Origin of the sequence: Xanthomonas sp. CFBP 8151, assembly GCF_011761885.1 — a bacterium.
GTDB lineage: Bacteria > Pseudomonadota > Gammaproteobacteria > Xanthomonadales > Xanthomonadaceae > Xanthomonas > Xanthomonas arboricola_B.
In genome coordinates, this window is record NZ_JAASQZ010000001.1 from 25,754 (window position 1) to 46,689 (window position 20,936).

Consider the following 20,936-nt stretch of genomic DNA (forward strand, 5'->3'; position numbering starts at 1 on the left):
TTCGCCGCGAAAATCGTGGCCACCGCCAGCACGCGGTTGATGCGTGGCGATGGCACGATTCCCCTGGACGCAACTCGCGGCGTTACGCGTCGTTCTCGACTGCCGCCTTGCTCTTGGGCGTCAGCTTGAGCAGGCGCCCGGTGCTGCCGCTGGCTTCGTCTTCCAGCAACCACAGCGCGCCGTCCGGACCCTGCTCCACTTCGCGAATGCGCGCGCCCATGTCATAGCGGGCCACCTCGCGTGGCTGATCGCCAAGCGAAACCTGCACCAGCGCCATCGACGACAAGCCGCCGATAAAGCCGTTGCCACGCCATGCAGGAAACTGCTTGCCGCTGTAAATCACAAAGCCGGCTGGCGAGATCACCGGCGTCCAGCTGATTTTGGGCGCGGCAAATTCCGGGCGGGTGCTGTGATCGGGAATCGGGGTGCCGTCGTAGTTGTCGCCGTTGGAGACGATCGGGTAACCGTAATTGGCGCCGCGCTGGATCAGGTTCAACTCATCGCCGCCGAGCGGGCCCATCTCGTGTTCCCACAGGCGTCCCTTGCCATCGAAGGCCAGGCCGAGAATATTGCGGTGACCCAGCGACCACACCTGCGCGGCAACGCCGCCCTGCGCAGCGAACGGGTTGTCGGCCGGCACGCTGCCGTCATCGTTCAAACGGATCAGCTTGCCCAGATTGGCTTGCATGTCCTGGGCAGGAGTGAACTTCTGGCGTTCGCTGGAACTGATCCACAGCTTGCCGTCCGGGCCGAAGGCGAGCCGGTGCCCGAAGTGGCCGTTGCCGGTAACCTTGGGATCCTGCCGCCAGATGACCTTCAAGTCCGATAGCGTGCCGCCGCCGGTGGCGTCCAGCGTGAGCCTGGCGCGCGCCACTGCCGCGCCGCGGGTATCGCCCTGTCCGGGTTCGGCGTAGCTGACATAGACCAGGCCATTCTTGGCAAAGCGCGGATGCGCCAGTACATCGCCGAAGCCGCCCTGACCGCCGTAGGCCACTGCCGGAATGCCGGTGATGGCGCTCTTGCGCTTGGTCTTGAGATCCAGCCGCATCAATGCGCCGCGTTTTTCGCTGACCAGCAGGCTACCGTCGGGCAGAAAGGTCATTGCCCAGGGTTCGTCGAAATCGGCGACGGTGGTGGCCTGGAACGGCCACTGTGCCTTGGGAATGGCGGCAGCCGGCGCGACGGCAGGCGCAGCGCATGCGGCTGCGGTGGTGAACAAGCTGGCCGAACAGGCCAGAGCAAGCAGACGTCGGATAGACATGAGGTCCTCCAGGGGGATGGGCGCAGCGACGTTGCAGCCCTCCCGCAACATCGCCTGCGTTGGGTTTTCAAACACCTTACACGACGCCGTCGAGGCCGCCCTTGTCGTAGATCACTCTCTGCGGAGCACGCTTGTCCCGAATCGTCGTTTCATCATGAAAAGGCGGCTCCATGGCACATCGCGAGAACCTCGGTCGCATTGCTACATGCCGCACCGAAGTCGCTGGCCCTCGAATCGGTCGATGCAAGCCTGTTGCGGAGCGGAAAATTCTTATCCAATGCCAGGTGCAGTGAACGTAGTCGGTACGGTCGCATGCAGCAGAACACGCCTGACGCAACGGGTGTCGACAGCGCGGCGCGCACAGTGCCGCCGGCATCTGAAAGACATGACTCAACCGATACAACAACGCCACCTCGATGGTGGCGTTGTAGTCTTCAGGGCTTGGACTTGCTGTCGCCGGTGACGAGGTCAGTAGCATTTTCCCAGGCGCGCTTGACTGCGTGACGGGCCTTGCTCCAACTCAGGCCATCGGTGCCGCGGTTGGCTTCCCAGTCGCGGTGCAATTCTGCTTCCACTTGGTCGTAGGCACGTGCATTTTCGCGAATACGCGCTTGGTGTCCTGCGAGGTAGGCGCCTTCGTAATCTTCGTAGCGGTCACCTTCGGTGTAATACGATTCTTCGGTGAAGCGCTCGCGCCAATAATTGGACACGTTCTGGCTGCGGTCTTCGTCCGGCGCGCGGCCTGGAATCTGATACGGCACGTTCATGCTCGACTCCGTGGTGAATGTGCGACCTAACCTAGGCGGGCAGGCGTTAAATCCGTTGCCAGGGCAGGTGAGGAGGGGATCAAGACCTGCAGTGCCCGGCAGTGCTTGCAGGCGCGCCGCGATGCCAGTGCCTTGCCTCGTACGCTCGGCACTGGCAGCTCACGCTTGTATCACGTCGCTGCCGATGCAGCTTCATACGGCAGCGGCGTGGCGCCGGCGGCACGCAGGCTGGCTTCGGCATGCTGCAGCGATGGCTCGTCGGCATCGATGATGACCAGGACGCGCCCTGCCTGGATTTCGTCCTCGAATTGGCGGCGCACCGGATCGGGCACGGTGGCTCCGATCAGTGCAGATGACCAGGTGCCGACCAGAGCGCCCGCCAGTGCCATCACACCGGCGCCGGCGATGGTGAGGCCGATCGGCGGCACGGCGATGGCAACCAGCCCGGCGACCAGGCCTGCAGCGCCACCGGTGGCGGCGCCGCGCGCTGCAGCGGGGAGAAAATCCGTCTTGGCGTCCTTGCGCTCATCGGGAACGCCTTCCAGTTCGATATCCGAGCGGGCAATCAACGACAGCGCATCGTTGTCGATGCCGGCGCTGCGTGCAGCCTGCATGACGCGTTGCGCACTCTCGATATCGGGCGTGCTGTAGACACGACGCAGTTTCATCGCAGGCTCCCATACAGGTGAGAACTGCAGCCTTGGGCGCGCATGGTTAGTCGTGCGTGATCGCCGCGCGAGCGTCCTGCGAACACCGCTACGCAGGCTTGCGCGGAAGCAGGTAGATCACCCAGCCCACCAGCAGCGCCACACCGGCGGCGGCCAGGTTCTGCCAGCTGGCGCTGGCGAGCAGGCCTAGCGACAGCAGCAGCGCTGCGATGGGAATGGTGGGCCCGCCAGGCAGGCGCAAGGTGTCGGTGCGTTGCCGGTAGCGACGCGCCAGCACGATCACTGCCGCAGCGGTACCGATATAGGCAAACAGCCGGGTGACCATCGACAGCAATGCCAGCTGCGTAAACGAGCCCGACAACGCCAGTGCCAGCGACAGCACGCCCTGGGTCAGCACTGCCGCAGCCGGGGTGTGGAAGCGCGGATGCACACGTGCCAGGAATGCGGGGCCGTAGCCATCTTGTGCCAGCGCGAACAGAAAGCGCGGCCCGAGCATGACCGTATTGCTGGTGGTGCCGAGGATGGAAATGGTGGCACCCACGGTGAGGATCAGCGCCAGCGCCTCACCGCCGAAGCGGCTTGCGGCATCGGCCAAGGGAGTGGGCGATGCCGCAAGATTTGGCAGCGTGCCCTGTGCGACGACCTGGACCGCCGCATAGATCAAGGTGACGGTGACGATCATGGTGATCAGCGCAAACGGCACGTCGCGGCGTGGATTGCGGTATTCGCCAGCGGCCGCTGGAATGTTTTCGAAGCCTGCATAGGCAAACAGCAGCAGCAAAGCCGCTTCGCCGAGATTGCCAAGATCGCGCAGATCCGGCGTCGTGCCGGCAAAGGCCCACGACCAATCCACGTAGAACAGGCCGATTGCCACGAACAGCAGCAACGGCACCAGCTTGCCGATCACCAGCGCGATGCCGGTACGCGCCGCCGATTTCACGCCGATCACGTTGATGGCGGTGAGCAGACCCAAGGAGCCGACGACCACTAGCAAGCGCGCCCAGTGATCGGTCGCCACGGTCGGCCAGAACCGCGCGACCGCATCGGCCAGGCCGTTGCTCAATGCCGCTGCCGAACTGATGCGCGTGAGCCAGATCATCCAGCCGATCTGAAAGCCGACAAACGGGCCGAATGCCTCACGCGTGTACAGATAACTGCCACCCGGCGTGTCGAAGTAGCTCGCCGCCTGTGCGTAGCACAACACCAGCAACGCCACCGCCAGACCGGCCAGCATCACTGCCCACAGGCTCATCGGCCCCAGCAGGGCAGCGGTGGCCGCCGGAAGCAGGTAGATGCCGCTGCCGATGACATCGTTGATCGACAGGCCGACGATCTGCCAGCGGCTGACCACGCGAACCAGGCCAGTGGAATCGGGTGCAGGGGCCGGGGGGCTCATTGTGCCGGCTCCTTCAACTCGGGCAACTGCCACCGGGCTTGCAGGCGTGCGTATTCGGCACGCGGCAACAGCACGAACAGCGGTTTGTCGTCCGGCGTCAACCAGGCCAGCAGGCGTTGCATATCGGCCGGCGCCATCGCGGTGCAGCCGGCGGTGAACTGGCCCGGCGTGCGCCACAGATGCGCGAAGATGCAACTGCCGCGCCCGGGAACCGCATCGGGATTGTGGGCAATCACAAAGCCTTCGCTGTAACGTGCATCGCCGGGATGTTGCAGGTCCAGGCGCATCGGTTCGGTCGACCCGGCCACTGCGGCCTGACCGACCTGCGCGGCGTCGACGATGCGGTTGTACAGCGGCGAACTCGGCACATCCATGCAGTAGTGGGTGGCGCTCATCGCCTGGTATGGCATGGCACTGTCGATCTGTTGGGCGTACCCGAAGGCCGGGCCGATCGCGAATACGCCGGCCGGGCTGCGGCCGTCGCCCTCGCGCTTCTGCGGGCCTTGCGTCTGCGCTGGATGCAGACCGTCGCCCCAGGCGCTGCCATGCCGCCCGAGCGCGACTGCAAAGCCCGCTGCGGCTGGTTGCCAGTGGCCGTCCACACGGGTGAACGTCTCCAAGCGCGCCTGGGTGCTGTCCCAATCCGGCGTGGTCACCACGATCAATGCGCGCGCTTGATTCAAGGCAGCGATCGGCCCGGCAGCGACGGCAACGCTGCTGCAGCTTGCCAGCGCCAACAGCACGACGGATCGAAACAAGGTGGCAAGGCGCATGCAGGCTCCGGGAGAATGGGTCGAGCGGGGACGGGTCTTGGATCGATACACGGTTGACGGAGGCAGTGCGCTGCTCTGGCACCGTTGGGGGCACACCATCATGTCGCTACTGTACTCAGCAATGCGGCCGTGTGCCGCATGCGCGCGCCTGGTCCGGCGCTTTCTTGGCGGGGCTTATAACGGTTAGCGAGTGTGCTTTGTTTTTCTGGGAGGCGTGGCCGCTGTGGCTGAGCCGGTTGCAACGCGGCTGATTTTGGGCCTGGCTGCAGGGCCCTTGCCCGCCCACCATCGCAGGACACGCCGCAAGTACGTCCTTGTAGGCTCTTATGCGGCATCCATGCCGCATAAGGTCCCGCGACGGTGAGCGGGCAAGGACCCGTCAGGATGGTCGGTGTGCATGGTCGCAAGCAGAGCATAGAAGCGCACTGGCCGGATCACTTGTGCGTTCGACTAGCGCCTCACCAGCTTCCCATCGCAAGCCGAGCAGCAGACAGGCTTCAACACGCAACTTAAAACGTCTCAGCTATTACCGCTAGCCGAGCAACAAGCTTTCAAAAGCAGCCGACCAACTCTCTGGTGCGGTGTCCTTGCCGGTTGCGGGACCGTGTGGCGGCATGGATGCCGCCACCGAGCCCCCAGGGATGGGTTCACGGCGTGTCCCGCAAGCGGTGAGGGCGCCGCGCACTCGACTCAGCGGGCTTTTGATTTAAGCATCGGACTGCACCTAAACGCCACCATCGCAGGACACGCCGCAGGTACCTTCCCTGTAGGCTCTTATGCGGCATCCATGCCGCATAAGGTCCCGCGACGGTGGGCGGACAAGCACCTGTCGGGATGGTCGGTGGGCATGGTGCAGGCAACGCACAACATTCGCTGTCCGGGTGACTGCGTGTGCAAAGAAGCGCTGAGGGCGCTATACGGGACCAACGCGGCCTGGAGATCCAACTGGCGTTTTCGCCGGCAAGTTAAGCCGGCAAAAGCTCCAGTCCGCGGATGCGACGGATGCCCAGGCCCGGCGAGTCGTCGATATGGATCTGGGCATCGTCGAAGTGCACGCCGCCCGCGGTGGGATCGAACTGCCCGAGCGCGGGCGCATCTAGATCCGCCAGGGTGATGCTGTCGGCCTTGGCTACCGCCAGATGCACTGCCGCAGCCACGCTGATGCTGGATTCGATCATGCAGCCGATCATGCACGGCACGCCGTACAGGGCAGCGATATCGGCAATGCGGATTGCGTTGGATAACCCGCCGGTCTTCATCAGTTTGATATTGACGATATCGGCGGCGCGGCGCTGGATGAGGTCGATCACCTGGCAAGGCGAGAACACGCTTTCGTCGGCCATCACCGGTGTGTCGATCCGTGCAGTGACGAACGCCAGTCCGTCGATGTCCGCGGCCTTGACCGGCTGCTCCACCAGTTCCATCACGATACCGGCGTGTTCCAGCGTACGCATGGTGCGCACTGCCTGTTTGGGCGTCCAGCCCTGGTTGGCATCCAGGCGCAGCGATGCGCGACCAGCGACAGCGGCATGCATCGCCGTGATCCGCTCGAGGTCCGAGCCGCTGTCCTTGCCGACCTTGATCTTCAGCGACCGATAGCCGCGCGCCAGCGCGGACTGTGCCGCTGCCACCATCACATCGATGCTATCGGCGCTGATGGTGATGTCGGTGGTGATGCGCGGCGCGCCACCGCCGAGCGCCCGGTAGAGCGGGGTGCCCAGGGCCTGCGCCCACAGATCGTAAAGCGCGATCTCCACTGCCGCCTTGGCACTGGTGTTGCGCTCCAGCGCGTGTTGTACCAGCGCGCACAGCCGGTTGAGATCGGCCACGTCCTGGCCGATCAACGCGGGGCCGATGCAATGATCGATGGCGGCGATGATGGAGCCATGCGTATCGCCGGTGATCGGGGCGGTGGCCGGTGCAGCGCCGTAGCCGATGTGGCCGCTATCGGTCTGCAGCAGCACCACCACGTCCTCGATTGCCTGCACGGTACGTACCGCTGTCTTGAACGGGGTTTTCAATGGCACGCGCAGCATGCCTAGGCGGAAGCCGGTGATCTTCATGGGGAGCCAATCGGTGCGATGCGTTGGATGCGGGTGATGTGATCGACAAACGGTGTGCCGTCGCTGGCGAGCAAGGGCAGCAGCGGCGTCACCGACACACCATTCAAGCGCGCACGCTGCACGTTGCCGGCTGCGTCGCGGTAACTGGCGCCGGCTACATCATGGATCACCCATGGCGCACCGTGCTCATGTCCGATCACCAGCATCACATGTCCGGGGATGTAGATCAGATCGCCGACCTGTAGCCGCGCAAGTTGCTGCAGGTGCTGCGGCAGTGTTGCCTGCGTCTGGAACGGAACGCCGAGCAGCGCCGGACTGCGTGCCTGATCTCCGGTATTGCGCGGCAATGCAATGCCCAGGCTGCGATACACGTCCAGCACGAAACCACTGCAGTCGCGCGCATCGTAATCGTTGCCCCAGCCATAGCGTTCGCCGAGAAATTTGAACGCCTGCCGCAGCAGCGCTGCATGGGTGGCCGGCAGCGGGCCAATGCGCACATCGGCGCCGCGCGGGATCAGTGCCGGCACCAGCTGCAAGCGACCATAGCGGTTGCGCAGCGGCAACTTCACCACGTAGGCAGCCTGTGGCAACTGGCCGTTGACCGGCTGTTGCGGCGGCCAGTCGCCAAGCAGCGGCACGCTGGTGCCCATATCCAGCGTCAGTGCGGAGATGGCTGGTGCTTCCGGGGTGTAGACGCTCTGCACGTGGGCGCCGATGACCACCAGCCGTGGGCTGCGTTGTGCGTAGTCCAGCACCTCGTCACGCGTGCCCAGGGCGATCCGGTCGGCGGCGATCCAGGCCGCATAGTTGGCCGCCAGCACAAAGTGCCATGCACCATCGGCGCTGGTGTGCAGCACCGCCACCGGTGTGCCGGGGTAGAGCGCCGATTCCTGGAAGCGGTCGATATCGTGGTCGTCGGTAGTGCTGAACAGGCGTTGCGCGGTGGGGAAGGTGCGCAATGCCGCGCGCTGCACCACCAGTGCGAACCGTGGCGTGACCTGCGCAGGCAGCGCATCCAGTGCCAGGGCGTGGCGCAGCGTCGCAAGGCGAGAGGCATCGATGCTGCGAGCTTCGCTGTCGTACAGCGCACGCGTCGGTATGGCCGACAGTGTTTCGATACGCGCGCGCACCTCGGCCGCCGGCAGCACCTGGGCCAGTTGCGACAGGTCGTGCATGGAGCCGTCGTCACGCAGCAAGCGCGCATTGAAGCCGGCGATCTGTGCGGCAGTCATGCGCAGCGTCTGCGCGTTGCCGCTGCGCTGGATCCAGTAGTCGGCGGTCAGCTGCGCATCGCTGACCGCAAACGGTGCCGTTTGCGGTATCGGGGTGGCAGGAGTTGCCGCAGCAGCATCCCAAGACAGTCCGATGACCAGCAGCAACAACGTCAGCAAGCGGCGCGACAGTGGCATGAAGAGGGCTCTTGATGGATGCAGCGACTGGCGAGGCCTTTTACAGGGGACCACGACCGCACGCACGCGGGCCTGCGCCGACCGCGCCGGCTTGTAGTGTACGCATGCGCAAGTATCCCCTGGTGCGTGTCGCATGGCGCAGTGGCGCTGTAGGCCCGTCAGTATCTGCGCATGTGCAGTCTGCCTGCCACCGGCTGCGGCCGCGTGATGCACGCCATCGCCCGCACGGCAGATAATGGGCGCATCGCCTGCGCGGCTCATCAGGGTGCTGGCGCAGCGCAGGCCCTTGCCGTTTCGCCAGGAGAATCCGATGTCATCTGCTCCAACGCTGTCACCATCGTCCTGGCTACGTGCCGCGCTATGTCTGGTGGTGCTGTCACTGGGGGCGTGTGCGCATGCGCCGCAGCGCAACCCGCTGGCCCGGTGGGTGCCCTCGCCCAATTACGACACGCGGCGGCCGGTCCTGATCGTGCTGCACTTCACCGACCAGCAGTCGGTGCGGCAGAGCCTGGGCACGCTGCGCGGGCGCAATAGTGGCGGCCGGGTCAGTGCGCACTATCTGATTGGCGAGGATGGCACGCGCTATCAACTGGTCAGCGACGACCAGCGCGCCTGGCATGGCGGCGCCGGGCGCTGGGGCACCATCACCGACATCAACTCCGCGTCGATCGGCATCGAACTGGACAACGACGGCAGCGAGCCATTCGCGCCTGCCCAGATCGACAGCCTGCTGGTGTTGCTGGACGACCTGTGCACCCGCCTGCGCATTCCGCGCACGCAGATCGTCGGCCATGAAGACGTGGCCCCGGCCCGCAAGAACGATCCCGGCCCGTTGTTTCCTTGGAAGCGGCTGGCCGATGCCGGCTTCGGCCGCTGGCCTGCCGCCGATGCCCCCGCCGCGCCGGCAGGCGTCGATCCCTGGCAGGCGCTCGTCTTGCTCGGCTACAGCCTCGACGATCCCGCCGCCACGCTGCAGGCGTTTCATCATCACTACCGCGGCAGCGATGCCCGCACGCTGGATGCCGAGGATTTGCGCATTCTGCATGCGTTGACCCGACCAGCGCTGCGGCAATTGCAGCTTCCGCCGGCGCCCATCGAACCGGATGCGCCGTAGCAATCCAGCATGACCGCTTCGCGTCACCCTTACCAACGCGGCGTGTACTGGATACCGACCGCATTCTTGGTAGCATCCGCTCGCCCAAACTCTTGAAGGACCTTGTGTGATGAGGCTAGGAAAGACCGCCCTATGGGCCGCCACGATCCTGCTGATCGGCGGTTGCACCAGGACACCCGGCGCAGCGCCCGGAGACGTGCAGGCATCGCCCTCGCAGAGCGCTCCTGCTGCTGCGCCAGCGGCGGCGGCGAGTCCTGCCACGGCCGACGCCGAGGTGCCGGCACCCGGGCATGTGCTCGCCGACATCTATGGAATCAAGGGCGACGGATCGGAGTCCTACACCATCGACAATGGCGCCTTGGCCAGCTTTTGGTACGGCTACCGCTTCGACCTTGGCGGCAAGCATTACTACACCGGCTTCGCCAACGCGGGCCCCGGCAAGTACGGCAAATCCGAGGAAGAGAACTATCCGGACCCTGCCGTCGGCGTCAGCATCAGCCAGGCGACCTATGTGCTGGACGACGCGGGTGGCAAACCGGCATGGGGGCTGTTCCATGCGCAGCAATGGGCTGGCGATTTCGGCGGCAACGAGAAGGCCGACACGCTGGACCCGAAGCGCAAGCCGCAGCGCACCGAGACCAAGGATGGCCACCTGCTGCTCGCGCTGCCGACCACGCGCTTCGCCGACGGCATCAGCAGCGCGGGTTTCGCCGTGTTTTCCTTCGATCCGAACAAGAACGACATGGGCGACTACAAGGGCTGGGTCTACCTGGGCACTGTTGCCACCGGCGAAGACAACAGCGCGGCCTGCGACGATGAGGGCAACATGAAGTGCGCGTCGAGCACCGGCACGCTGAGCTTCGAACCCGGCAGTGGATCGATGCCGAGCCTGCGTGTGGCCATGCGTGGTACCGCCATTGTCGGCCCCGGCAAGGTCCGCAGCCTCGGCCCGGCCGACGGGGTCACCTATACCTACGACGCAGCCAAACACCAGTACACACCGCCGCTGGATCGCTGAGCCTTTCCGTGTGCCGGTCCGTTGCGGGGCGGCACGGGGCGCGGACCGGTCGGCAGAGCCGGCTGGTTTCGGGCGCGGGAACTGGATAAGATTCGCCCACGGGGCCTGATGATCAGGCGAGTCATTCGCGAGCGGCAATGGATGCTGCACTCGCCCGAAATGCCGGAGTGGATCGCCGGCTTGCGGTTTGCCATGCGCGAATCGCCATCACCGCCCCTGTCTTGGGGCCGGATCGCAATCCACCGTTTTCTGTCCGAAGCCGCGCCTGCGACAGCTGCGTCTGTGCGGGTCGGGCGATGTCCGCGATGCGCAAGATGACGGCCTTTCCGGACACGGGGCATGACATGTCGGGATTTGCGGTTGTAGTTCCGGCTTCTTCAACACATACAGGATGTTCTGCACATGTCCAACGACACTCAAGTAGCCGTCACGACCGTGGCACCGCCCTACCCGGGGAGCGTGCTGTATCTGATTTACGGCATGGATGGGGACGGCGCGCTCTCGTACCAGATCGATAACGGTGCTGTTGCCAGTTTCTGGCACGGCCAGCATTTCGATCTGGGCGGCAAGCAGTACTACACCGGTTTCGCCTACGCCACGCCCAACAAGTACGGCAATGACGAAGCCGAGACCTTCCCGGATCCGGGCGAAGGCGTGTCGATCAGCCAGGCCACGTTTCTGCTGACCGCGCCGGACAGCGAGCGGCCGTGGATGCTGTTCCATGCGCAACAGTACGTGGGCCGTTTCGGTGGTTACGAGCGCGCCGACGCCGTCGACGAGGCGCGCAAGCCGCAGCGGCACATCCTGGACAACGGCCACCTACTGTTGGCGGTGCCGACCTCCAGTGTCGACAATGGCGTCACCAGCTTCGGTTTTGCGCTATTTACCTTCGATCCGGACAAGAACGACCTGGGCGACTACCAGGGCTGGGTCTACCGTGGAACGCTTGCAGCCGGCGAAGAGAACGAGCTCAGCAGCGACGAACAGGGCAGCGTTCCGCACGTCTCCAGCACCGGCACGCTGAGCTTCCAGCCGGTGCCCGGCGAGCGGATGCCGGCCATGCAGGTGGCGTTGCAGGGCACGGTTGTTTCCGGTCCCGGCCGGGTGCGCATGCTCGATGCATCCGATGCGGTGGTCTATGTGTATGACCAAGCGAGCGGCCAGTACCTGCCGAAAGACCTCTAGTGAATCGGTCGGTGCGCCGCTCCACGGAGCGATGCAGCGGCAGCAGCAAGAAATTGCGACTTGCAACACCGAACAGTCTTGTTGACCGCACACCAATTAGCTCATGGACGAGCTCGGTTGACCTTGTCGGCGCCCAGCGCCGTATATCAACCTCAAGGAGTAACACGAGATGGCACGCGATTACACGAAGGCCGAGAACCTCGACATCATCGAGCGTGAAGCCAGGGAACGCCGCATTCCGGTCGACGATTTCATGCGTTTTGCCTATATCGAAACCGGCGGCAGGTTCGACGAGCAGGCCAGCCGTGGCCCCAACAGCGCCAAGGGCTTGTTCCAGTTCACTCCGGGTACCGCCGCGGCCTATGGCATCAGCGGCCGTGAATTGGATGCTGTGGCCAATACCGACGCCGCGGCGCGTTTGTATCAGGACAATGCGAGGTCGCTGACCCGCCAGCACGATAAAGACAATCGTCCTTACCTGTCTGGCAAGCCGCAGCCCGACGGGCTGGATATGTACATGGCGCACCAGCAGGGCGCTGCCGGCTATCGGTCGGTCCAGGCGGCGGTTGCCGGCGGCAGTTTCGCGCGTGCAGATACGCGCGCGAACATCATCAACAACGTGCCGCGCGAAAAGGATGCGGCCGGTGCCAAACAGTTCGAGGCTTACACCGGCAGCTCGCTGGCCGAGTTCAAGAAGATGTCCGATCAGGACATGGCCAAGACCTTTCTGAAATACTGGGACACCAAGTTCGACCATATCGCCATCCCGGAAAAGGGCATCAAGCCGGTTGCCGAGGGCCAGTCGCAGCAGCCGGCTGCGCCGGCCCGCGTGCAGTCGCATCCGGCTGCTGCGGCCGGGCAGGCCAGTCAAGACGCAATCAAGCTCACCGCCGCGTATGAGATGGGCGTCAAGTACGACGATGTGAAGTACGCGATCAATATCAAAGGCCACCGGCTCTTCCATCCGGGCGTGGACGGCAAGCACCTGGAGCAGGGCTACATCGACTGCTCCGGCTGGGTGTCCGAGCTGCAGAACGCCACGATGCGGGAGATCAATCAGAAGGCCGGCCGCGACGTCTTCGGCCGCCAGGACATGCTGGCGCAAGGAATGAATGGCTCCGGCGGCATTGTCAAGAAAGCGTTTGACGATTCCGGCGTGCTGCTACAGGGCCAGGACCTGTTCAAGCCCGGTGCGTTGAAGGAAGGCATGGTCATCGGCGTGGATGCCAGCCGGAATTCGGGGCATGACCATTGGAAGGGCATCGATCACATCCTGATGGTGGTGCGCGACCCGAAGAGCGGCGAACTGCAGGTCAGCCAGTCCAGCGGCACAAAGGGCGTCAACACCATGCCCTTGGACACGTATCTGGCCAACAACCAGAACGCCAGGTTGTTTGCGTCCGATCCGTTCGCCAAGGCGCGCGACCTGCTGCAGGACAGGCAGCAGACGCAGTCGCAGAATCAGGACCATCCGACACGCACATCGTTGCGGCCGGGCGAGCAAGGTGCGGATATAAAGGCAATGCAGCAGGCCCTGATCGAACTCGGGATGAAGGACAACAGCGGCAAGTTGCTGTCCGGTACCGGCTATTACGGCGACAGGACCAAGGAAGTGGTAGCAAACCTGCAGCGCGAGAAGGGCATGGAGCCGACGGGGATCGCCGATAAGGCCACGCTCGAAGCGCTCGGCAAGCAACAGGGCCAGGCTAAGAACGCTGGCGAGGCCAAGCTCTCCGCGTCTGTCGCTGGGGAAACGCAACGTCCAGTCGATCCTTTGGTCAAGCAGGCAATGGACCATCTTCAGAAGCATGGGCCGAACGGCGGCTTCAATAGTCGCGACGAAATGCAGCGTGCCGCTGGCCAAATCGCGTTCGAAGCCAAGGTCAGTGGGATGTCGCGTATCGACGAGTTGCTGCCGAGCACCAATGGCAAGGGGTTGATTGCAGTGGAGCGCAATCCCAACAACCCGCTCGATGTGAATCGTGCCTATGTGGACAAGCAGCAGGCCGCATCGGTGCCGCTGGAGCAGAGTCAGCAACAGCTCACAGCGGAAACGCAGCGGCAGAACCAGGAGGATCAGCAGCGCACGCAGACCGCGCAGACGCAATCGGGTCCTGCGCGCTAGGCACCTCTCATCAGGTTGCGAATCTGTGCGACAGCAATCGCCAGTCCGGCATTCGACCGGACTGGCGATTGCGCAGGAGCGGGGATAGTGCGTCGATGTGTGGGTGGCGAGCGCAGCGATCCGGTCTGTCCGTCCCGAGCCGTTGTTCGTCAAGCGAGCCACGTGCTTTGCCTGTTCGAGCGCTCCTGTGCAGGCAGCTTGCTTGTGGTGGCTTATGCTTGGCGCATGACGCAAGCACGATCCCCGGTAAATCGCGTATCGCACCACATCGCATGCACCCTGCAGCGCATCGGGTGGCAGGTGTCTGCGCTGGTTCTTCTGTGCGCAGGCCTCAACGTGCAAGCGGCTCCCATCCTCTCGCCGGCAACGACCGCCGCACAGGCCGGTCTGGTCGATGTGCGGGGCCTTGCGCCGGAGATCGCGGTGGACATGCGTTATGCGGGCAGCAACAACTTCACCGGGCGCGTGGTGCCGGGGTATGAGGCGCCCACATGCTATTTGCTGCGTCCGGCGGCGCAGGCCCTGGCGCGGGTGGCGCGGTCGCTCAAGGCTCAGGGATATCGACTGCAGGTGTTCGACTGCTACCGGCCGGTGCGGGCGGTGCAGGCGTTCGTGGCCTGGGCCGCGGATCTGCAGGACCAGTCGACCAAGGCGCAGTACTACCCGCGCGTGGACAAGCGTGCGCTACTGGGCGACTACATCGCCGAGACTTCCGGGCATAGCCGTGGCGCAACGCTGGATCTGGGCTTGCTCGATTGCCGGCAGGGCCCGTGCCAGCCGGTGGCGATGGGCACCGACTTCGATTTCTTCGATGCGCGTGCGCACACCGATGCGCGCGACATCAGTCCTGCCCAGCGTGCCCATCGCCAGCAGCTGTTGGGTGCGATGGCGGCGGAGGGATTTGCCAACTATCCGATGGAGTGGTGGCATTTCACCTTCCGTCCCGAGCCGATGCCGGATACCGCGTTCGATGTGCCGGTCAACTGAGCAACCGCGCCGCAGGCGGTGACCCGGCCACCGGACTGTCCATGTTGTGCATCACCCCCACGCCGCTGCAAGGAATTGCCATGTCCGACCCGGAACGCTTCATCGATATCGCCTGCCCGTATTGCGGGGAGTGGATCACCCTGACGCTGGATCTGACCGGCGGCGACCAGCATTACATCGAGGATTGTCAGGTGTGCTGCAAGCCGATCTCGGTCAGCGTGCGATGGGACGAAGAAGGCGAGGCGCAGGTGAGTGCGCGGGGGCAGGACGATGCGTGAGCGCGGCATGTCGCAGCAGCGGGCAATCGGAGCGCTTGGTCGATCCGCACGCGCCTGACCGCCTGCGCTTGCGGCTCCGGCGCGGATCCATCGCCCGCAACCGCTAGACTGATGCGCCTGCCACCTGGATCCCGACGATGAATCTGCCCCTGCACTTCGGTCTGCTCGGCTCGCTGGAGGCCGGCCTGATCGCGTTGGTGCTGGGCGTGCTGGTCTTCGCTGCGGTGGAGCACATCGGCCGGCGTCTGCACTTCACCCACGGGCATACGCTGGGCATCGCCTGTCTGCTCGCGGTCGCCATCGGCGGCGGTTACGACATCTGGAATCTCGTCTACACCAGCATCGTGCGGCTGGAGTCGCCGCTCTATGCGCGTCTGGCGCTGGCCAAGATCCACGATCCCAACGAACTGGGGTCGCGCGTGGTGCTGGAAGTGGCCGGGGCGATCGCCGGTGTGGTGACGGGTTGGAAACTGTTCAGTTCCGGAAGCTGGGATGACGAGACGCCGAATGCGTGAGTCCACACGCTAAAACGCGGCGTGGTTCGCATATTCCGATGCATTGAATGAGGTGCTTCTGTTTGGCTCACCGATGGCTAACAGATGGCTAGGCGCAAACACCCGGCCGGTGGTTAAGAGGATGTTTTGCGCGAAATTGCGGCGGGTTTTACGTTCATTCGGGCTGGGTAAGGTGGGGCCATGTGCGGCGACACCGCGCATTCCCAAGCCAAGGAGACCACCCAAATGAAGAATCGCAACCGCACCTCGCTGCTCGCCGCCACCGCCGCCCTTGCCGCCGCCATGGCGCTGCCGGCCATGGCACAGAGCGCGCCACAGGATGCCGCCGCGACGTCGGCCCAGTCGGGCAGTTCTGCCACCACGGCGGCACAGCCTGCGCAATCCGGCGGCGGCCAGACCTGGGCGAGCGTCGACACCGATAGCGACGGTGCCATCAGCACACAGGAAGCCCAGGTCAACGCCGGGCTTGCGCAGATCTTCAATGACGCAGATTCCGACAAGAACGGTAAGCTGACCCCTGATGAATACAAGGCGTTTGTCGCCAAGCAGCAAAGCGGCGCAGCGGGAAGTGGGTCGCAAGGCAACTGAGGTAGTAGGTCGCAAGGTAGTGAGTTGGTTTGCTGACGTATTTTTCGACATCAGGAGGCAGCTTTCGCAACAGCAGCCGTTTGAGTAGGCGTTGTCGTCAACCAGTGGCATCCGTGCGGATGTCCAACATCGGTAAGCAAACGCATCACCACGCAACAGGATGGACATGCGGGAGCGATCTGCCAGGGTCGCTCCCGTTTTTTTTTACGTGCGCCGCGCTAAAGTCACGAGTCCATCGTTTCGGCATGCCGTCATGTTGTTGCGTATCGCCGTGCTGATCGGCCTGTCGAGTCCACTGTGGGCGCTCGCGGCGCCACCGGAGTTGCCGCCAGCCAACCCACCGCGTGGGACCTCCACCGCAGGGCCGGCAGCACCGGCAATGGCGCCGTTGCCGATCGACCCGCCACCGCCTGCCACCACACCCTTGCTGCCGGCCGATGCTGCAGCGCCATCGGCTGCCAAAGGCGGTGCGGAAGCGGCGCTGGCGCCGCAGGCCGGCACATTGGCGCCTCGTACATTCCGTAACCTGGACAGCGACGCCGACGGCTCATTGACCATGGCCGAAGCCGGCGCCGACCCTGTCCTGCGCGAGAATTTTGCCAGCTTCGACAACAATGGCGATGGGCGCCTGTCGCGCGACGAATTCGCCAGCTACCAGCCCGGTCCGGGCGATGCTGCAGGGGATTGATCGCAGCAGCGCTCCAGTGCGCTGCTAAACTGGCGCGATGACCTCTTCTGCACAGCGCGACGGCCAGGCGATCCAACTGGTCGGCTTCGACGGCGACGATACCCTCTGGAAAAGCGAGGACTATTACCGCAGTGCCGAAGCGGATTTCGAAGCGATCCTGGCCGGTTACCTGGATCTGGCCGATAGCCGCATGCAGCAGCACCTGCTGGCGGTGGAGCGGCGCAATCTCAAGGTGTTCGGTTACGGCGCCAAGGGCATGACGCTGTCGATGATCGAGACGGCGATCGAACTGACGCAGGCGCGCATTGCCGCACGCGACATCCAGCGCATCGTCGAGATCGGCCGCGCCACGCTGCAGCATCCGGTGGAAGTGATTGCCGGGGTGCGCGAGGCGGTCGGCGCGATTGCTGCCGATTATGCGGTGGTGCTGATCACCAAGGGCGACCTGTTCCATCAGGAGCAGAAGATCGAGCAATCCGGTCTGGCCGATCTGTTTCCGCGCGTGGAGGTGGTGTCCGAAAAGGATCCCCAGACCTATGCGCGCGTGCTGGGCGAATTCGACCTGCCGGCGCAGCGCTTTGTGATGATCGGCAATTCGTTGCGCTCGGACGTGGAGCCGGTGCTGGCCATCGGCGGTTGGGGGATCTACACCCCTTACGCGGTGACCTGGGCGCACGAGCAGGAGCACGGCGTGGCCGCCGACGAGCCGCGCATGCGCGAAGTGCCCGATGCCGCCGGCTGGCCGGCGGCGGTGCATGCGCTGGATGCATTGGCCCGGCGGCACGCGCCAAGCTGACCTCCGTCGCGGCCAGCGCCGCGGCCTGGATCTGCAGATGCAGTTGGCCGGCACGCTGCGGTCGGCCTGACACCGACGCCGGCATGCGGCATCATCGGCGCATGCCTTCGCTGCTTACTTCGCTGTTGCGATCCCTGCTGCTGACCGCGCTGCTGCTGCCGATGCTGGCAATTGCGCAGACGCCGCCCGCACCCGGGTCCGCGCCCGCCGCTGCTGCGCCCGTGGTGACGCCGGGCACCGGCGATGCCTGGGTGGACCAGCATCTGGCCGACATGGGCAGCTACGCGCAGCGTTACCCGGACAGTTTCATCGGCGAAGTTGCGCGTTACACCGGCACCCCGCGCGGTTATGTGCAGGCGCTGCTGCAGGTGCATGGCTGGCACGCCGGCGACATCTATTTCGCCTGTTTCTGGGCGCAGACGCTGCAGTTGTCCTGCCGCGACACCGTGCGTGCCTACAGCCGCGACCATCATGACGGCTGGGAGGGCGTGATCACGCGGCTGTCGGTCACGCCGGAGACCGTGCATCTGCGCGCGCTGCGGCACGCCATCGTCGCCAGTTACGACCGCTGGGAACGTCCGATCACCCTGGACGCACTCCTGCGCCGCCAGCTCGGCGATCACGCGCAACGGCTGGAAGCCGCGCGCCAGGCCAGCGAGGCGGCCGAGGCGGCGGCGCAGGCCGGACTTTAGAGCGGCTGGCAAGCCGACTGCGTAGCCGCCAGGCGGGTGCGGCGATGGGAACCGGCGTGACCACTCGTACGCTGCGTTTCCTGCGCGCCGTCCACGCACATCCGGCGGCTGCCGGCTCAAGGTGGTGTCGGCTACCGGTGCGGCAGCGTGCTATTCGGCTTCAACTCGCTGCAGGTCGTGGCACCGGAGCTGTGCCAGCCGTTCGATGCGCTGAGCCTGGGCGAGGCTGGCGGCTTCTCTCGCTTGTAGCCATCCTCGGAGGACCCACAAGATGACTGCGCTCCCGGCCACATGGGTGCAGCCGGCGTTAGGACCGGCATGGACCACGCCGTGCGCTGGGATTCCGAGCTTGCCCGCCAGCCGCATCCAGCCGACGACTGCTCGCCGCGGCTTGCCCGCCGCCACTGCGTGCGGTTTATGCCTGGTGGGAACCTGCGCAGTGGCAAGACGTGAGGTGACCAACAGGCTGCGCGCCTGTCTGCGCGGCAACACAGGCGCCGGCATGCTGCCGTGCAGCTGGTCGCCGCAGGGCGCGGTCGGCGAGAATGCCGCAACGCCGGCGTTGGCCGGCACTGCCAAGACCAGCCCATGCGCGATACCGTGTTTGTCTCCCCCGATCACATCCGCAGCCTGTTCGCGCAGGCGATGTCGGACATGTATCGCGCCGAGGTGCCGTTGTACGGCGACCTGATGACGCTGGTGGCGCAGGTCAATGCCGACACCCTGAGCGCCGATCCCGCCCTGGCCGCGCGCCTGCAGCGCAACGACGAGCGCGCGCGGCTGGACCTGGAACGGCATGGCGCGATCCGGGTCGGCACGGCGCAGGAACTGGCCACGCTGCGGCGGCTGTTTGCGGTGATGGGCATGCATCCGGTGGGGTATTACGATTTATCGGTGGCCGGTGTGCCGGTGCATTCCACCGCGTTCCGCCCGATCGACGAGGCGGCGCTGTCGGCCAATCCGTTCCGCGTGTTCACCTCGTTGCTGCGGCTGGAATTGATCGAAGACGCCACGCTGCGCGCGCAGGCGGCGCAGATCCTGGAGCAGCGGCAGATCTTCACCGCCGCCGCGTTGGACCTGATCGAGCAGCACGAGCGTCACGGCGGGCTGGAGGCGGCGCAGGCGCAGCAGTTCGTGGCCGAGGCGCTGGAAACCTTCCGCTGGCACGGCGATGCCACGGTGTCGCTGCCGACCTACCGCGCGCTGAGCGAGGCGCACAAGTTGATTGCCGACGTTGTGAGCTTCCACGGCCCGCATATCAATCACCTGACGCCACGCACGCTGGATATCGACGCGGCGCAGGCGCAGATGCAGCGCGCCGGTATCGATGCCAAGGCGGTGATCGAAGGGCCGCCGCGTCGACGTGTGCCGATCCTATTGCGCCAGACCAGCTTCAAGGCTCTGGAGGAGCCGGTGCGTTTTGTCGGCGACGGCGGGCAGGCCGAGCACGGTACGCATACCGCGCGCTTCGGCGAGATCGAACAACGCGGGCTCGCGCTGACCCCCAAGGGCCGCGCGCTGTACGACGCGCTACTGGCGCAGGCGCGCGACAGCGATGGCGCGGGCAGCACCGGTACCGATTACGCGACGCGGCTGCAGACCGCGTTCGTGGCGTTTCCCGACGACGAAGCCGTGCTGCGTCAGGAAGGCCTGGGCTATTTCCGCTACGCGCTGACCGAGGCTGGACGTGCCGACCCTGCGCAGGTGGCGGCAATGCCGGCAGAAACCGCCATTGCGCTCGGTCTGCTCAGTGCCGATCCGATCATCTATGAAGATTTCTTGCCGGTGAGTGCGGCCGGCATCTTCCAGTCCAATCTCGGTGGCGCCGAACAACGCGCCTACGCCGCCCATTCGAGCAAGCGCAGCTTCGAACAGGCGCTGGGTGCGCAGGTGCACGATGAGTGCGCGTTGTACGCACAGCTGGAGCGGGCGTCGCTGCAGGCGTTGCTGGTGTAGCGGTCACGGCGCGGCGCGTGCATTTGCATGCCTGCGATCTGCCGGCCCTGTCGCGTATGGCGTGTCGTGATCGCGCGGTGCACATTGCACGAATGTGCGCCGCTGCTGATCCGGATGGCGCGTACTCTGGAGAGCAGGACAAAGACAGCAACCGAGATCTTTGCTCGTCTCGGCGTCTGGATGCGGTCAAGCGCCTGGGCTCAGCTCAAAAGCCCAGTGAGTCGATCGCGCGGTGTCCTCACCGCTTGCGGGACACGCCGTGAATCCGTCCGTGGAGGCTCCTTGGCGGCATCCATGCCGCCAAGGGTCCCGCAACCGGCGAGGACACCGCACCAGAGAGTCGGTCGGTGGTTGGGTGAAAAGCCGCTTGTCGAACATGTGTCGGACCTCGAGCCGGCGCATCAGTATCGAACAACGCGCATCACGCACTGCTCTTACTGTTCTTAACTGTGCACACCGATGATCTCGACAGGTCCTTGCCCGCCCACCGTCGCGGGACCTTGAGCGGCATGGATGCCGCGCCAGAGCCTACAAGGACGTACTTGCGGCGTGTCCTGCGATGGTGGGCGGGCAAGGGCCCTGCAACCAAGCCGCAGATCATCCGCTCTGCAACTGATCGATCCGCGCTGACCAGGCTTTCGGAGCACGATCGCCAAA

Annotated in this window: 19 protein-coding genes and 1 pseudogene; 13 read left to right on the forward strand and 7 right to left on the reverse strand. The window is 65.0% G+C overall.

The window, feature by feature from the left end; genetic code table 11:
* Positions 1 to 82 precede the first annotated feature (82 nt).
* The 7 genes from FHT08_RS00115 to FHT08_RS00145 all read right to left on the reverse strand — a co-directional run bounded on the left by FHT08_RS00115 (position 83) and on the right by FHT08_RS00145 (position 8,337).
* Positions 83 to 1,261 carry a PQQ-dependent sugar dehydrogenase gene (locus tag FHT08_RS00115; RefSeq protein ID WP_104536511.1) on the reverse strand — a complete coding sequence of 393 codons (1,179 nt, stop codon included), beginning with the start codon at positions 1,259 to 1,261 and terminating at the stop codon, positions 83 to 85.
* 434 nt (positions 1,262 to 1,695) lie between these two features.
* A complete protein-coding gene (locus FHT08_RS00120; RefSeq protein WP_166773901.1) occupies positions 1,696 to 2,028 on the reverse strand; it encodes a hypothetical protein in 333 nt (110 codons plus the stop codon).
* Between the two features lie 170 nt (positions 2,029 to 2,198).
* The gene (locus FHT08_RS00125; protein WP_104536509.1) at positions 2,199 to 2,696 is read right to left on the reverse strand and encodes a hypothetical protein; all 498 of its coding nucleotides are present in this window, start codon (positions 2,694 to 2,696) and stop codon (positions 2,199 to 2,201) included.
* Positions 2,697 to 2,784: 88 nt separating this feature from the next.
* Positions 2,785 to 4,092: an APC family permease gene (locus tag FHT08_RS00130; RefSeq protein WP_166773902.1), complete on the reverse strand. Its 1,308-nt coding sequence runs from the start codon at positions 4,090 to 4,092 to the stop codon at positions 2,785 to 2,787.
* On the reverse strand, positions 4,089 to 4,865 hold the full coding sequence (locus tag FHT08_RS00135; RefSeq protein ID WP_104536507.1) for a L,D-transpeptidase family protein: 777 nt from the start codon (positions 4,863 to 4,865) through the stop codon (positions 4,089 to 4,091). The genes FHT08_RS00130 and FHT08_RS00135 overlap by 4 nt, the downstream gene beginning before the upstream one ends.
* Before the next feature lie 965 nt (positions 4,866 to 5,830).
* Positions 5,831 to 6,928, reverse strand: coding sequence for a dipeptide epimerase (locus tag FHT08_RS00140; protein WP_104536506.1), 1,098 nt, complete (start codon positions 6,926 to 6,928; stop codon positions 5,831 to 5,833).
* Positions 6,925 to 8,337 (reverse strand): SH3 domain-containing protein, encoded by a 1,413-nt coding sequence (locus tag FHT08_RS00145; RefSeq protein WP_166773903.1) that lies wholly within the window; start codon positions 8,335 to 8,337, stop codon positions 6,925 to 6,927. The genes FHT08_RS00140 and FHT08_RS00145 overlap by 4 nt, the downstream gene beginning before the upstream one ends.
* A 310-nt stretch (positions 8,338 to 8,647) precedes the next feature.
* On the opposite strand from FHT08_RS00145, the gene FHT08_RS00150 reads away from it, so the two are divergent.
* The 13 genes and pseudogenes from FHT08_RS00150 (at position 8,648) to FHT08_RS00210 (ending at position 20,279) form a co-directional block, all read left to right on the forward strand.
* The gene (locus tag FHT08_RS00150) at positions 8,648 to 9,451 is read left to right on the forward strand and encodes an N-acetylmuramoyl-L-alanine amidase (RefSeq protein ID WP_166773904.1); all 804 of its coding nucleotides are present in this window, start codon (positions 8,648 to 8,650) and stop codon (positions 9,449 to 9,451) included.
* A gap of 109 nt (positions 9,452 to 9,560) precedes the next feature.
* A complete protein-coding gene (locus FHT08_RS00155; protein ID WP_104607152.1) occupies positions 9,561 to 10,469 on the forward strand; it encodes a hypothetical protein in 909 nt (302 codons plus the stop codon).
* A gap of 402 nt (positions 10,470 to 10,871) precedes the next feature.
* Positions 10,872 to 11,654, forward strand: a complete 783-nt coding sequence (locus FHT08_RS00160) for a hypothetical protein (RefSeq protein ID WP_104536503.1) — start codon at positions 10,872 to 10,874, stop codon at positions 11,652 to 11,654.
* 169 nt (positions 11,655 to 11,823) lie between these two features.
* Positions 11,824 to 13,779: a peptidoglycan-binding protein gene (locus tag FHT08_RS00165; RefSeq protein WP_104607153.1), complete on the forward strand. Its 1,956-nt coding sequence runs from the start codon at positions 11,824 to 11,826 to the stop codon at positions 13,777 to 13,779.
* 225 nt (positions 13,780 to 14,004) lie between these two features.
* Positions 14,005 to 14,766: a M15 family metallopeptidase gene (locus FHT08_RS00170; protein ID WP_166773905.1), complete on the forward strand. Its 762-nt coding sequence runs from the start codon at positions 14,005 to 14,007 to the stop codon at positions 14,764 to 14,766.
* Between the two features lie 80 nt (positions 14,767 to 14,846).
* The gene (locus FHT08_RS00175) at positions 14,847 to 15,044 is read left to right on the forward strand and encodes a CPXCG motif-containing cysteine-rich protein (RefSeq protein WP_104536500.1); all 198 of its coding nucleotides are present in this window, start codon (positions 14,847 to 14,849) and stop codon (positions 15,042 to 15,044) included.
* A 137-nt stretch (positions 15,045 to 15,181) separates the two neighbouring features.
* Positions 15,182 to 15,559, forward strand: coding sequence for a hypothetical protein (locus FHT08_RS00180; protein ID WP_104536499.1), 378 nt, complete (start codon positions 15,182 to 15,184; stop codon positions 15,557 to 15,559).
* Positions 15,560 to 15,784: 225 nt separating this feature from the next.
* Positions 15,785 to 16,147: an EF-hand domain-containing protein gene (locus FHT08_RS00185; protein ID WP_166773906.1), complete on the forward strand. Its 363-nt coding sequence runs from the start codon at positions 15,785 to 15,787 to the stop codon at positions 16,145 to 16,147.
* A gap of 283 nt (positions 16,148 to 16,430) precedes the next feature.
* Positions 16,431 to 16,835 carry an EF-hand domain-containing protein gene (locus tag FHT08_RS00190; protein WP_208408848.1) on the forward strand — a complete coding sequence of 135 codons (405 nt, stop codon included), beginning with the start codon at positions 16,431 to 16,433 and terminating at the stop codon, positions 16,833 to 16,835.
* A gap of 37 nt (positions 16,836 to 16,872) precedes the next feature.
* Positions 16,873 to 17,631, forward strand: coding sequence for an HAD family hydrolase (locus FHT08_RS00195; protein ID WP_104536496.1), 759 nt, complete (start codon positions 16,873 to 16,875; stop codon positions 17,629 to 17,631).
* An 83-nt stretch (positions 17,632 to 17,714) separates the two neighbouring features.
* Entirely contained in the window at positions 17,715 to 18,323 is a 609-nt protein-coding gene (locus tag FHT08_RS00200; protein ID WP_104607156.1) for a hypothetical protein, read from the forward strand.
* A gap of 120 nt (positions 18,324 to 18,443) precedes the next feature.
* A pseudogene (locus tag FHT08_RS00205) lies at positions 18,444 to 18,569 on the forward strand (beta-ketoacyl-[acyl-carrier-protein] synthase II); the annotation flags it as partial.
* A gap of 342 nt (positions 18,570 to 18,911) precedes the next feature.
* Positions 18,912 to 20,279: a VOC family protein gene (locus FHT08_RS00210; RefSeq protein WP_166773908.1), complete on the forward strand. Its 1,368-nt coding sequence runs from the start codon at positions 18,912 to 18,914 to the stop codon at positions 20,277 to 20,279.
* Positions 20,280 to 20,936 lie beyond the last annotated feature (657 nt).